Consider the following 13,353-nt stretch of genomic DNA (forward strand, 5'->3'; position numbering starts at 1 on the left):
TTTCCTCCCGATATCGTTGTTATCTGTCGCTGGCGCGCGAACGCCGACCGGCGGACGCTGGCCCTGAGATGGCTCTGACCTGCGCGGTGAGATCGCGCGGCATTTCAAACAACTCCGGTCGCAGGTCTCGCAGCAGGTCCACCCGGTGCAGCACCTTGGCGATATGGGCGTGCATGATGGCCGCCGCCTCATCCGGTGCGCCAGCTGCAATGGCCGCAACGAGCTGGCGATGTTCCTCGACGATCGGCGCGAGGGGATAATTGCTCGCCCGCGTCAGATGCGCGATGCGCACACGATCAAGGTGCACCTTCGCGTTCTGAACAACGCTCCAGACGCTGGGGACGCCAGCTATCGTCATGATCTCGATGTGAAAGGCATCGTTCAAGGCGAAGAACGTGCGCTCGTCTTCAACAGCAAGTGCCGCCATATGCGTCTCCACATGCTGATGAAGGCGTGCCACATCAGCAGGGCTCGCCCGCCGTGCCGCCTCAGCCGCCGCGGCGCATTCAAGCGAAGAGCGGACAAAGTAGGCCGCGCGGAATTCGTCGAGATCGAGCGGCGCCACCACGGTGCCGCGTTGTGGAAACACGAACAGCAATCTCTCGCGTTCAAGCCTTTGGATCGCCTCACGAACCGGCGTGCGGCTGGCGCCGAGCTCACGGGCCAGCGCATTCTCGGAAATTGTGCTTCCCGGCTCCAGGGTGAGGTCGAGGATGGCGCCGCGAATGGCGCGGTAAACCTCTTCCGAGACGGAAGCCGAAGCGAGTGCTGTGACAGGTGTGGCGACGATCATGTCTCACCTTTAGCATGCGAGAAAATGCCATACAAGATTATTTGGGTACTTGCATACAAGTATGTTGAAAGCTAGCTTGCCCTCGTTGTGCCCAATCCCAATGGACAATTCGCATGCCTGATGCTGCCGCCTTCCGCTCGGCACTCGTTGCCGCCAATCCAGCCCTAAGTCGCTTCAATCCGCTTCCGCGTATTCTCTTCCATGATGATTTCGATTTCGGCGTGAATGGCTGGTGCGAGCTCATCGGCAACCACGACGGCAATCTCGACCACGTTCGATCCGTTCTTGCAGACATGCGGCCACCCCAGCTCAGCACCTGCTCGTTCTTCGACATCGGAACGCATGGTCCGCTGAGCGGGACCTATGCCCTCAAGCTTGCGACCCGGCCGAAGCCCAATCACATGGCACTTGCGATCAAGCGGGCGACCTCGGTGAAGCCCGGTCTTGTCCAGTTCGAAACGTATTTTTGCTTCAAGGCCGAGCAGTGGATTGGCGCGAGGCCGGATCACCAGAACGGGTTTGATGGTAATCTTGATCCGAGCGTTTATGACTTCGGCGATTTCACGATCGGAAATGATGTCTGTGATCGCGAATACGGTCGGCGCTATCACTGCTCGCTGCGCTATCAAAATACAAACTCCGCCGGAGAGCTTGTGCGCAAATGGCGCTACAAGACCTCGGTGCAGACCACGACCTTGATGGAGAGGAGCGGAAGCGCACCGGTTCAAGACTATCACGTGGCGCATCCTGACGACTGGGCCGACGTGCCAGATGGTCAGCAAGCGCTATGCTACAACGAAGTGCCAACAAAGCTGAACTGGCACTATCTGCGTTATCTGTTTGACACGGATGCCGGAAGAAACGTGGAACTCCAGGTCAATGACAAGATCATGGACCTCAGGGCCATACCTGTTCCGCGCTTTGAGCACGGCTATTGGGGGCTGGAGCGGCTTCTCAACTTCACCATCGACGTGAAGACACACCGCTCGGTGCGGAATTTCCTGTTTCTCGATTCGGTTCTCGTATCTGTCGATTGGTGATATCCATGCTTTCTCGCGCTTTCACGGCTGTTATCGAACGCAATGTCTCGCTGAGCGGGGATTTCTGGACCGAACCTTACGAGACGGCTTGGGCCGCGGAGGCGCGCTGGTTCATCCATGTCCTCGAGGCGGACAGGGGCGCCACGTTGCGCGTCGCCAGCCACATATCTCCCGAAGGGTTGACCTGGTGTCCGCATGAGGCCCTGCCTGTGACGCTGGACGGGCCGGGTTTGCTGTCGCTTCCCTTGAACAATGTCGGCCCCTGGCTCAGGCTGAACGGCCGGGTGGAGGGGCCGGAGGGCGCGCGGGTGAAGGCGATCATCTATTTGACGTTGAGAGGCTGAGCATGGCGGTGAAGGGCGATTTTCCGTCGGCGGCATTTGCCGGTTCGCCAGCCGGCCCGCAGAAGGCTGCCTGGCGCCTCTCGCGGGATGGTCTCGGTCGGGGGCGGTGGGTTGCGCCGCGGGAGCCGCAACCATTCCTGTTCTTTGTGCTGAACACACCCGCGATCCTGCTTCTGCTGGTCTTCGTTCTCTATCCGATCATCTACTCGTTCCTGCTGTCCCTGCATCAGTATAACCTGCGCCAGCCGGCGCGCTTTCAGTTCATTGGGCTTGATAACTACATATCGATACTGGGAAGCGAGCAGTTCTGGAGGGCTGCCCAGACGACCGCACTCTTCTCCCTCGGTTCGATTACGCTGACGATCGTGCTCGGGACGCTCCTGGCGCTTCTCCTCAACGAAGTCTTCCCCGGACGAGCGCTTCTGCGTGCCATCATTCTCGTTCCCTGGGCGGTTCCTCCCGTGGTCAACGGGCTCATCTGGCAGTGGCTGCTCGACGGGCGTTATGGGCTCATCAATGCTGTGCTTGTCGGGGCCGGCGTGCTCGATGAGTATCGATCGTGGCTGACCGATGTGAATACCGCGATGCCGGCACTGATCGTTGCGCAGGCGTGGAACCATATTCCCTTCGTTTCCCTGGTGGTTCTGGCGGCGCTTCAGACCATTCCCGAAGAGCTCTATGAAGCGGCGCGCATGGACGGCGCCAATGTGCTGCAGCGTTTCAAGGCGATTACCTTGCCGTGGCTTAGCCATTCGCTTCTACTCGTGTTGATTACACAGACCATGGTCGCCTTGCGCACCTTCGACATCATCTATGTCCTGACCGGCGGCGGACCAGGCGACAGCACAACTGTGCTGGCATGGCTCACCTATGTCACGACATTCAACTTCGCGGATTTTGGACGCGGCAATGCCTATGCTTATCTGATCGCACTGACAACGCTGGCCTTGTCCATCATTTACATCAGGCTTTTGTGGAAGCGGGGAGAACTCGCCCGATGATGTCCGAACGCGCGCGCATTCTCCGCACCTGCGTCCTCATGGTGGCGGCTGCGCTTTTCTTCCTCTTCATGTTCACTCCCGTCTACTGGATGGTCGCAACCAGCCTGATGACGGAAGCCGAGATGCTGGCGGTGCCGCCGCATTTCATTCCGCAAGCGCCAACGCTGCGCAACTACGCCACCATATTCGGTATCGGCGACCCGGAGTTCATCGCATTCGCGCAGAACAGGGCGCCTGCTGTCTTCGACATTTTTCCCGCCATGATCAACAGCCTGACGGTCGGGCTATGCGTGGCGCTCGCCAACCTGCTGGTCGCGTCGCCCGCGGCTTACGCCTTCTCACGCCTCAACGTCAGGCGATCGTTGCCGCTTCTGATGGTCTATCTCGGTAGCCGCATGTTGCCGCCGATCATGCTCGTGGTGCCGATGTTCCTCCTCATGCGCAATCTCGGCCTGATCGATACGCCGCTTTCGCTCATCGCTGCCTATTGCATCCTGACCGTCCCATTCTCGATCTGGCTGTTGCAGGCCTATTTCAAGACGATGCCCGTCGAGCTGGAGGATTCGGCGACCATCGACGGGGCGACACGCTGGCAAACCATGCGCTATGTGATCTTGCCGCTGGCGCGCCCCGGTTTGACCTGTGTCGCCATACTGGCGTTCATGGCGTCGTGGAGCGAGTTTCTGTTCGCTGTGGTCTTCACGAAGACGACAGCCAGCAAGACGCTTCCCGTCGTGACCGCGAGCTTCGTCGACACCGCCTCCATCCAGTTCGACTATGTCATGACCGCCGGTGTTCTCACGGCCTTGCCGCCATTTCTGCTCGCGCTCATCTTCCAGCGCTACATCGTCGGCGGCCTGGCTGCCGGTGCCGTGAAAGGCTGATCGGCGATGCTGCCGAAGCTCGGTCTCGGCTGCGCCGCCTTCGGCGTTCTCACTGACGCGACGTCGGACAGCGCGGTGATGGCCCTGATAGACCATGCCTGGAATGCCGGCATCCGCTATTTCGACACGTCGCCGCTTTATGGAAGCGGCCGGTCCGAGGTCCTTCTCGGTCGTGCTTTAGCGGACCATCGACCGGGCGCGGTCCTGTCGACGAAGGTCGGGCACCGGCTCACCGCGCCCTTCGGGACGCGACCATCACCGGCTGAACGGCGGACGGACTTTTCCGCCAGTTTTGTCGTCAGCTCGGTTGACGAGAGCCTGACGCGGCTTCAGCGGGAGACCATCGATCTTGTCTTGCTGCACGATCCGGATGAGGGCCTGCTTGATGAGGCGATGGACGAAGCGCTTCCTGCCTTGAGGGAGTTGCAGCATAGGGGCGTGATCGCGGCTGTCGGGATTGGAACCAACCGTGTTGATACGGCGCTGCGGGCTATCGCGCGCGCGAAACTCGATGTCGTGTTGGTGGCGGGACGCCATACGCTCCTTGACCGGTCCGCCGATACGCGCTTGCTCCCGGCATGCGCGCGTGCGGACCTCCCTGTCATTCTCGGCGGTCTCTTGAACTCGGGTTTGCTCGCGGATCGTCCGGGGCGGGAGACATTCGACTACGCGCCGGCGCCCGCGGAGATGCTGGCCATGCGTGATCGCCTGGCCGGTATCTGTTCCGCGCATCACGTCCCGCTGCGGGCCGCGGCTCTGCAGCTCGCGGGCAGACTTGCGCGCGCAACAACATTGCTGGGGCCGGCAACGGTGGAAGAACTCAAGGACAGTCTTGCGATGCTGAAGCTCGCCATTCCGGAGGATTGCTGGCTTGCCCTTGACGCAGCCTACGAAACCCACGCGGTCCCGCCTCGATGATTGACAGCCACCTTCACTGCTGGATGCCCGGCGATGGCTTTCTCGTCAGGATTCGCGAGCGCTTCAAGCGGCTTGACCAGAAGTTTGATTTGGCGGAAGCCGCCCCCTTTTGTCGGGACGCCGGGGTCTCAGGCGTCGTGCTTGTTTCGTCGGCTCAGGATGCCGGCGAGACGGACCGGCTGTTCGCCGAGGCAAGTTGCGGCGCCTTTCCTGTCGTCGGCATCGTGGGTTTTCTCGATCCGGCTAGCGATGATGTCGAAGCGCGCCTCGACCGCTGGATGCAGACCCCCCTTTTCGTTGGCCTGCGGCTGCCCTTACCCGTCATGCCAGCTGGCTGGCTGGAAGCGGCCCGCACACAGGCCCTGCTCGATCAGCTGGCCCGCCGAAGGCTCATCGCCGAGATCCTTGCCCTGCCGGAGCAGTTGCCGGAGGTCCTTGCGTCGCTCCAGCGCCGCCCTGGCTTGCGCGCCATCATCGACCATGCCGCCAATCCCCCGGTGGCAACGGGCGCCCTCCATCCCTGGGCGGACTGGATGGAGCGGGTTGCCCGGGAGACATCGGCGGTCTGCAAGATCTGCGATTTTCACCACGCCGGGGAGACGGACTTGACGGATGACGCCATCCTGCCGTTCCTGCGCCATCTCCTGGAGGTCTTCGGGCCAGAACGGCTTATGGCGGGCTCGAACTGGCCAGTCTCCTCGCTGCACGGCGGCTATGGCGACAGCTTCGCGCGTCTCGATCGTTTCTTGCGGCGCGTCGGGCTCGACGCCCATGGCCGCGCGGCGGTCTTCGACGACAATGGACGCGCGCTGTTCCTCGGCAGCGGCGAAGGCGCTGTAGTCGCGCCGATCGGGATCGCCCCATGCCGTCTCAGCTGTCCGCCTTCACCGTGAGGCCGTAAAGTCGCGCGGCGGTGTCGCAGAGAATAGCGCGTTGATCCTGCTCGCCATAGGCGGCCATCGCTGAGCGGATCGACTGGACGAGGCTCGGATAGTCTGTCCAAAGCTTCTCGATCGGGAAGTTCGATCCCCACAGGCAGCGCTCGGCGCCGAAGATCGAGACGGTTTCCGCCACGATTTCGGCGATCAGCGCGCTGTCATTTCTATGGATGAACGTGCCGAGCCCTGAAAGCTTTGTCGCGACATTGGGACAGTCCGCAAGCCGCCGCATGCCGTCGCGCCAGCGGCTTTTGCCGGCGTTTGAGAGATCCTCCAGCATGCCGGCGTGTTCAAGCACGAAGGTGACGTCGGGGGTCGTTTCGGCGAGCCTTGCACCGGATGCCATCTGGGATTCGAAGAGCTGCAACTCGAAGAGCCAGCCGTGATCTGCGAGCTGCGCGAGATTGCGGCGGAAACGCGGATCATCGGCGATATCTGGCCGGTCGGCGAAGCGATAGAGAGCCTCCTCATGCCAGTGGATCTGCTGGCGGATGCCGCGCATGCGGGGAAACCGCGACTGCGCCTTGAGAAGCGTCGCGACATCATCGTCCAGGAAGTTCGCGTAGCCGACTATGGCATGGGGCCAGCCGGTACGTCCTGCTTCTTCCTCGACCCACTCAACCTCTCGCAGCGCGCCACCTGCTGGCCAGTTGGTCTGGACATAAACGGAGGCGATCACGCCTGTCCCGGCTATGTCGGTCAGATATTCCTCGATCGGATAATCGCGCTTGATGGATTCATAGTCACCGAAGATGCGCGGCTGACTGGGCCCTTGCAGCCAAGTGAGATCCTCTCGCCGCCAGATATGATGGTGCGCGTCGATGATGGGGACAGTGTCGGGTTGCGCTGCCATGGGAGGCTCACATCAGATGATCGAGGATTTGAGGATTTTGCAGCAGGGTCTCGGCATTGTCGTGATAGCGGACCGCGCCGGTGGCGAGAATGTAGATGCGATCGGCCACCGAACACGTCAACTTGGCGTTCTGCTCGAACAATGCAACCGTCAGGCCGTCTTCTCTTAGCCGTCTCAATGCGCGACCGATCTCACCGATGACGATCGGCGCCAGGCCAAGAGAAGGCTCGTCGAGGACGAGGAGCTTGGGGTCGGCCATCAGCCCCACGGAGACGGCCACCATCTGCTGCTGGCCGCCGGAGAGGGTCCCCACAGCCTGCCAGCGCCGCTCCTTGAGAATGGGGAAAAGCTGATAGCAGCGATCGAGGTTGCGCTCTCGCCTTGCGCGGTCGCCGATGGCATCGGCGCCGATAATGAGGTTCTCCTCCACCGACATGCGAGGGAATAGCCCTCGCCCTTCCGGCACGATCGAGAGGCCGTGCGCGATGCGCTGGTAGGGCGGAATGGCGAGCAGGTCCTGCCCATCAAAAGTAATCGCGCCGCTTTTCGGGGCGACGAGGCCGCCGATAGCCTTGACGACGGAGGATTTACCCGCGCCGTTCGGACCGACGATGCCGACGATCTCGCCCGCGCCGACGCTCATGGCGAGGTCGTCGACCGCGAGAAAGGGCCCATAGCGGATAGTCAGGCTGGCGACGTCAAGCATCGGCGCCTCCTAGATAGCGATCGATGACCCGCTGGTCGGCGAGAATTTGTGCGGGAGGGCCCTCCGCGAGCTTCTCTCCGGCAAGCAGGACGACGACCTTGTCGGCCAATTCGCGGATGACCTTCATCGTGTGTTCGATGATGAAGACCGTGCAGCGCGACTTCAGTTCGGCGAGAAGGGCGATCATCGCTCTCACCTCGCTGGAGGAGAGGCCGCCCACCGGCTCGTCGAGCATGATGAGCTTCGGTTGCTGTACGAGCCGCATCATCAGTTCAAGGCGCCGCTGCTCGTCGAGCGAGAGGCTGCCGGCCTGCGTTTCGAGGCGGTGGGCGATCCTCAGCCAGTCGGCGAGTTCCGCATAGCGCTCGGGCGAGACCGGATCGGCGGCGTCGACCATCGCGATCGCGATGTTGTCCGCCACGGTGAGCTCGCCGAAGATGCGCACGGCCTGATAGGTCCGCGTGAGACCCACCTGGGCCAATTCAAACGGCTTCTTGGCGGTCATGGCATGGCCGTTAAATCCCACGCTGCCGGCATTCGGCTTCAGATGGCCGGTAATGCAATTGACGAAGGTCGTCTTGCCGGAACCATTCGGGCCGATCATCCCCAATGTCTCGCCGCGATGCTGGGTCAGATCGATGCTTCGCAGCGCAACGACACCGCCGAAGCGCTTCGACAAGCTTTTGACGTCGAGAAGGACATCGCTCATGCCGCGCTCCTCTGATCGAGCTGACGAGAAGGGGCGTTCTTCGCGATCTCGGCCTTCGGCGCCTTGCGCTTGAAGCCACTCGCGAGGCCGCCTGGCATCAGGATCGTTACGGCGATGATGAGGACGCCGTAGAGAATGTCCTTTACCGTGTAGTAATCCTGCAGAAGGAAGGGGATTGGTGCCAAAAGCATCGCGCCGAATACAGGGCCCCAGATGGTTCCTCGCCCTCCGAATGCGACCATCAACCAGATATTCATGGATATCAGGACGTCGAAGGAGCGGGGGGAAATGAAACCGATATAGGGAGCGTAAAGCGCACCGCCGACGCCCGCATAGAGCGAGCCTATGAAGAAGGCCGCGAGCTTCTGGTAGGTAACGTTGATGCCGAGTGTTTCGGCCAGCCCGTCATCTTCGCGGATCGCCGCGAGGCGCCGTCCGAACGGCGATCGCACGATCAGCATCAATACGGCTATGCCGACAATGGCCATCACCGCAATCACGATTTCGTAGCCGAGGCCCGTGAGTTCGCCGCCGCCGGGTATCGATGGCGGCGGAATCTGCGAGATCCCGGTATCACCGTTGGTGATACTGGCAAAATAGACGAAACCGAGCGTAATGACGGTCTGAATGACGAGCGAACATAGCGTGAAGTAGAAGCCCTTGAGCCTGAGAGACGGCAGACCGAGGATCGTGCCGGCGACAGAGGCCGCGAGCGTGCCGACAGGCAGGGCGAGCCAGAACGACCAGCCCATGGCTGTCAGGTTCACCACGAAATAGGCGCTGATACCGGCCAGCCCCGCAAACATCAGCGGCATCAGGCCCGTATAGCCATAGAGCAGATTCATGCCCGTCGCCCACAGGATATGGAGCAGTGTCATGCCCGCGACGAACGCGAGGTATCGGTTCCCCGAGAGCAGGATGGGCACCAGCACGGAGGCCACGGTGAAGGCAGCAAGCGGCCAATGGGCGGCAAGGCCGCGCGGCGCGTCTTTGGTGGGCTGGGCCGTCATCGTGCGAAAACCCCCGAGGGCTTGAAGAGCAGGATCAGCAGCATCGCGCCGAGATAGGAGAAAGCGGCGATGGTGGGGCTTGCGAAGATGGAGACGATCGCCTGGGTGAAGCCGAAGACCATGCCGACGACGAGGGCACCCAGCACCGAGCCTGGGCCCCCGATGATCATGATGGCGAAGGCCGTGATCGCCATCGTCCAGGCGACGGTGAGATCGAAGGAATAGGCGAGTGCGAACAACACGCCACCGGCGAAGATCACCGCGTTGCCGAGGATGAATGACAGGCTGTAGATAGCCTTGACATTGACGCCACGCAACGTGGCGGCATCCCTGTTCTGGAAAACGGCGCGCAGGGCCCGGCCATAGCGGTGATAGCGCAGCAGGATGAACAGCGCGGCCAGGAGCGCTATCGCGATCGCGAGCACCATGAGCCTGTTGTTGGCGATGGGGAACGGGCCGATCAAGGTAATGCCGGTGACGAGCGGAGGAAGCTGGAACTGATCGCTCCAGCGCCCGTAGGTAATGGCGTAGATGCCGGCCAGGATCTGCGTGATGCCGAGGCTCAGGACGAAGTAGGAAATATTGCGGTTCGGCACATCGTAAAAGCGGCGAATAAGCAGTACTTCCAGAATATAGGAGAGCGGGACCGACACGCCGATGACGAGGAGGGCGGCGATCCACGGACTGAGGCCCCAGCCGACCGTCATCGTCCAGCCGAACAGCGCCGCGAGGACAAAAAACTGGCCGTTGGCGGCATTCGGCATCCAGATGCTGCCGTAGACGATCGTCACGCCGGCCGCGACAAGCGCGAAGATCGCGCCGAGGATCAGACCTGTTGAAAGAGTCGACAGAAGAATGATCAGATTGGCATTAGACATCGCCCCATCCAAATCGTTCCGTGATGCGCGACTGAACCGGCATCGCCGTGATATCAATTATCAAATGGACGCCACCGGATGATCTTTCCGGTGGCGTTGCGATCACTTGACGAGCGTATAGACGGGGATGACTTCAGGGTCCCATTCCGTGTAGAATTCTTGCTTGGCCTTGTAGCCTTTCTCGGCGACATCCTGGATCTGCATGAAGTAGATATACTCCTTGCGCGCTCCGTTCTTGTCGAACTCGATCGGGATTCCGGACGTTGTCTCCTTGGTCTTCAAGGCCGACATCGCATCACGGAATTTCTCACGATCGTCAGCGGCTTCCGGGTTATTGTCGAGGGCCTCGCGAATGACGTGGGCTGTCACATAGCAGAAGTTCTCGCCATAGGACGGGGGGCGTCCGTTCTGGGCCGTGAATTGCTCGACGAAGGTTTTGCCTTCGGGAGTGAGGTTATCGAGGTTCGAGTCAAAGAAAGTTCCGTAGAAGGAGCCGACCGAACGCTTGCCCCAATTCATGACCTGGGTGGTGATGCCGAAGGGATGGATGATCTGCTCCGGCTTGATGCCGAGATCGAGAAGCTGGTTGGTGATCGTATTGTCAAAGCCGCCGGCGCCCGACACGAAGACATAGTCCGGCTGCGCCGCCAGCACCTGCGCCGCCTGCACGGTGGCGTCGTTGGCGCCTTGCGGGAAGACGATGTCAGCCACGATATTGAGCTTCGACAAAGGCGCCTGATACTTCAATCCGGCAGTGATTGCGCGCATCAAAGCATAGTCTGAGTAGATCAGTGCGATCTTCGCGCCGGGCTTGCGCTGTTCGACGAATTTAGCGATCGCATAGCCCCAGCCGGCGGCGTTCGGTTCCAGTCGGAAGGTATAGCGCGTGCCTGGCTTGGTGAGCTGCGGAAATGCGGCCACCGGCACCACGAATGGCACCTTGTTCTGCTCGGCATAGCCGTACTGGGCCAATCCTGTGTCGGAGCTCGTCGGACCTGACAAGGCGAGCACCTTGTCCTGAACGTCAAGAGAGCGCGAAGCCGCGACCGCCTGTGCCGGATTGGTCTGGTTATCCGTTACGATGAATTCGATGCGACGCTTGCCGGGAGGATTGATCTTTTGTTCGGCAAGTTTCAGCCCGGCTACGCAGCTCGTGCCGAAGAACGACCATGGGCCGGTCAATTCCGTCACGAAGCCGATCTTCACGGGTGGCTTGTCCTGGGCTTGGGCGAACGCAGGCACCACACCCGCGAGCAGCGCGCAGGCCACTGACCTCAGAAATATGCTCATAAGTTTCTCCCCTTATGGCGCCGCGCTCTGTCGGCCGGTCGCCGGTTGAAGTCCAGTCTCAGGCGGCGCGGCCCTCCCGCGTCCCCGACAGCAGTTCAGCCTCGACCAATGCCTTGCGAATTTGGGCAATCTCGGCTGCAGAAAGCTTGACAAGCGGCGGTCGGACAACGGCCCGGGGCAGCTTGCCAAGCAACACGAGCGCCTCCTTCATGCGATTGTGCATATCGACGAAGGGATCGGCGTAAAACACGCGTGCGAGAGGATGGATGCGATCATTGAGGCGGCGCGCCTCGACGAGATCGTTGGTCTGTACGGCTCGAAACAACTGCGCCTGGAGGTCGGCGATCACGCTGCCGGAGCCCGAAAGCAAGCCGTTGCAACCAAGCACAAGTGATGACAGCAGCCAGGCGCTGTTGGTCGACAGGACGTTGACGGGGCGGCTCCGGCCCTGGAGCGCGCGGACCGTTTCCTCATGCTGCTGCACGATCGGCGTCCAGTCCTTGATGGCGCGCAAAGTCGGGATCTCATCCGCGAGCCTGTGCAGCGTCTCAAGGGGGTAGCCCTGCCCGGTCGCGCGCGGATACTGGAACACGATCAGCGGCAAGTCGCTTGCATCGGCGATGCGGCGGAAATGGGTGAGCGCCATCTCGGCGGTCTGGCCGAGCGTGAAGGGAGCGGGCGGGAAAACGAGCAGGGCCGACGCCCCGCCAGAGGTTGCGCGGCGGGCGATGGCCGCGGCCTCGAGGCTGCCGTCCGCCCATATGCCATGAACGATGGGAAGACGGTCTCCCACGGTGTCCGCGCCGATCTCCATGACGCGGCGCTGTTCGTCCGCGTTGCAGGAGGCAACCTCGGTCGAATGAGCGTTCAAGGTGATGGCCGACAGGCCCTCGACCGACGCGACGTCGCGAAGATGTGCCCTGAAGCTCGCTTCGTCGATTGACAGGTCGTCATGGAACGGAAGCAGGACGGCGGGGATAACGCCGGTTGGTAGGTCGTTCGCAAAACGCGGCATTCTCTCCATCCTCCTCAGGTGCGATGCGGAAAGGGCCCGGACCGGGCACGAGCTTCCAGCGGCCAGATCCGCCCGAGCTGTTCGGTGGCGCGGACAAGCGCCGGGCCCCAGGCTTCCAGATCAGCCCGTGTCGTTCGGTTGGTGGGGGCAGCAAGGCTGACGGCGCCGACGCACTCACGTCCTCCCTGGAGCGTGTCGGCCCAGATCGGCGCGGCGATCGCACTGATGCCGATCTCGTTCTCCTCGAACGAACCGGCGAAGCCCCGCTGCGCCGCCTGTTCGAGATCCTCGCGGATCACCTCTGGGGCGGTCTTGCTGTGGATGGTGCGCGCCTCGATGCCCTGTGCCGCGATCAGCGCCATCGCGCGCTCCATGGGCATGGTCGAAAGCCAGGCCTTGGCGATCGCGTGGGTGTGGAGACTGATCTCCAGCGAATAATTCGGGTCGATCTGCAGTGTTCTCTTGGTACCGGAGACCAAGTGAACCCAGGTCAATTTGTCACCTCCCGGCTCGACAACCGCGAGGCGGACGAGTTCACCACTTTCTTCGGCCAACGTCTTCAACACGGCGGCGCACTGATCGAGCAGCCTGCTGGTTTGAAGATGGCGCAAGCCGATGTTGCTGACCCGGTAGGTCAGATAGAAGCGCTGCACGCGATCGTCGCGCCAGATATAGCCGGCGTGTTCGAGCGTATCGAGCAGCCGCACGGCGATGGCCTTGTTAACGACGAGCTCACGGGAAATCTCGGCGAGACTCATGCCATCGGTCGCGCTGGACAAGTGCTCGATCAGTTCGAGAGCGCGCTCTACGGCGAGGATAGTATCCTCGCCAGATCGCTCTGCTGTCCGCCGCTCGCCAGTACCAACGCTTCTCATCCGCATGTCTCCGTTCAGAGCAAGTCCGTCTGCCGCGGACTTACTCCTCTCACAATAGACGAGCAAATCTATTGATCTGACTGGCATCGGATGATGGCG

At 61.6% G+C, this 13,353-nt stretch carries 15 protein-coding genes; 6 read left to right on the forward strand and 9 right to left on the reverse strand.

Translation table 11 applies throughout. The features are described 5' to 3' along the window. Nucleotides 1-19 precede the first annotated feature (19 nt). Nucleotides 20-793 (reverse strand): GntR family transcriptional regulator, encoded by a 774-nt coding sequence (locus tag KIO74_RS28330; RefSeq protein WP_213338645.1) that lies wholly within the window; start codon nucleotides 791-793, stop codon nucleotides 20-22. A 113-nt stretch (nucleotides 794-906) separates the two neighbouring features. Between KIO74_RS28330 and KIO74_RS28335 the strand changes: the two genes are divergently transcribed. The 6 genes from KIO74_RS28335 to KIO74_RS28360 are packed head-to-tail and all read left to right on the forward strand — an operon-like array spanning nucleotide 907 to nucleotide 5,873. Then, nucleotides 907-1,833, forward strand: a complete 927-nt coding sequence (locus tag KIO74_RS28335) for a DUF6772 family protein (protein ID WP_213338647.1) — start codon at nucleotides 907-909, stop codon at nucleotides 1,831-1,833. 5 nt (nucleotides 1,834-1,838) lie between these two features. Continuing rightward, complete coding sequence (locus tag KIO74_RS28340) at nucleotides 1,839-2,177, forward strand: hypothetical protein (RefSeq protein WP_213338649.1); 339 nt, start codon at nucleotides 1,839-1,841, stop codon at nucleotides 2,175-2,177. Nucleotides 2,178-2,179: 2 nt separating this feature from the next. Next, nucleotides 2,180-3,178: a carbohydrate ABC transporter permease gene (locus KIO74_RS28345; RefSeq protein ID WP_213338651.1), complete on the forward strand. Its 999-nt coding sequence runs from the start codon at nucleotides 2,180-2,182 to the stop codon at nucleotides 3,176-3,178. After that, a complete protein-coding gene (locus KIO74_RS28350) occupies nucleotides 3,175-4,062 on the forward strand; it encodes a carbohydrate ABC transporter permease (RefSeq protein WP_213338653.1) in 888 nt (295 codons plus the stop codon). Before KIO74_RS28345 ends, KIO74_RS28350 begins: the two co-directional genes overlap by 4 nt. 6 nt (nucleotides 4,063-4,068) lie before the next feature. After that, nucleotides 4,069-4,980 carry an aldo/keto reductase gene (locus KIO74_RS28355; RefSeq protein WP_213338655.1) on the forward strand — a complete coding sequence of 304 codons (912 nt, stop codon included), beginning with the start codon at nucleotides 4,069-4,071 and terminating at the stop codon, nucleotides 4,978-4,980. Next, a complete protein-coding gene (locus KIO74_RS28360; protein WP_213338657.1) occupies nucleotides 4,977-5,873 on the forward strand; it encodes an amidohydrolase family protein in 897 nt (298 codons plus the stop codon). The genes KIO74_RS28355 and KIO74_RS28360 overlap by 4 nt, the downstream gene beginning before the upstream one ends. Here KIO74_RS28360 and KIO74_RS28365 read toward each other — a convergent pair. The 8 genes from KIO74_RS28365 to KIO74_RS28400 form a co-directional block, all read right to left on the reverse strand. Then, nucleotides 5,851-6,771, reverse strand: a complete 921-nt coding sequence (locus KIO74_RS28365; RefSeq protein WP_213338660.1) for an amidohydrolase family protein — start codon at nucleotides 6,769-6,771, stop codon at nucleotides 5,851-5,853. The genes KIO74_RS28360 and KIO74_RS28365 overlap by 23 nt on opposite strands. A gap of 7 nt (nucleotides 6,772-6,778) precedes the next feature. Next, nucleotides 6,779-7,477 (reverse strand): ABC transporter ATP-binding protein, encoded by a 699-nt coding sequence (locus tag KIO74_RS28370; RefSeq protein ID WP_213338662.1) that lies wholly within the window; start codon nucleotides 7,475-7,477, stop codon nucleotides 6,779-6,781. Then, nucleotides 7,470-8,186, reverse strand: a complete 717-nt coding sequence (locus tag KIO74_RS28375; protein WP_213338663.1) for an ABC transporter ATP-binding protein — start codon at nucleotides 8,184-8,186, stop codon at nucleotides 7,470-7,472. Before KIO74_RS28375 ends, KIO74_RS28370 begins: the two co-directional genes overlap by 8 nt. Then, entirely contained in the window at nucleotides 8,183-9,196 is a 1,014-nt protein-coding gene (locus KIO74_RS28380; RefSeq protein ID WP_213338665.1) for a branched-chain amino acid ABC transporter permease, read from the reverse strand. The genes KIO74_RS28375 and KIO74_RS28380 overlap by 4 nt, the downstream gene beginning before the upstream one ends. Further along, nucleotides 9,193-10,074 (reverse strand): branched-chain amino acid ABC transporter permease, encoded by an 882-nt coding sequence (locus tag KIO74_RS28385; protein WP_213338667.1) that lies wholly within the window; start codon nucleotides 10,072-10,074, stop codon nucleotides 9,193-9,195. Before KIO74_RS28385 ends, KIO74_RS28380 begins: the two co-directional genes overlap by 4 nt. Before the next feature lie 102 nt (nucleotides 10,075-10,176). Continuing rightward, nucleotides 10,177-11,364, reverse strand: a complete 1,188-nt coding sequence (locus KIO74_RS28390; RefSeq protein WP_213338669.1) for an ABC transporter substrate-binding protein — start codon at nucleotides 11,362-11,364, stop codon at nucleotides 10,177-10,179. A 58-nt stretch (nucleotides 11,365-11,422) separates the two neighbouring features. Further along, complete coding sequence (locus KIO74_RS28395) at nucleotides 11,423-12,379, reverse strand: dihydrodipicolinate synthase family protein (protein WP_213338671.1); 957 nt, start codon at nucleotides 12,377-12,379, stop codon at nucleotides 11,423-11,425. A 14-nt stretch (nucleotides 12,380-12,393) separates the two neighbouring features. After that, nucleotides 12,394-13,254 carry an IclR family transcriptional regulator gene (locus KIO74_RS28400; protein ID WP_213338672.1) on the reverse strand — a complete coding sequence of 287 codons (861 nt, stop codon included), beginning with the start codon at nucleotides 13,252-13,254 and terminating at the stop codon, nucleotides 12,394-12,396. Nucleotides 13,255-13,353: the final 99 nt, after the last annotated feature.

It is taken from the genome of Chelatococcus sp. HY11, from assembly GCF_018398335.1.
Classification (GTDB): domain Bacteria; phylum Pseudomonadota; class Alphaproteobacteria; order Rhizobiales; family Beijerinckiaceae; genus Chelatococcus.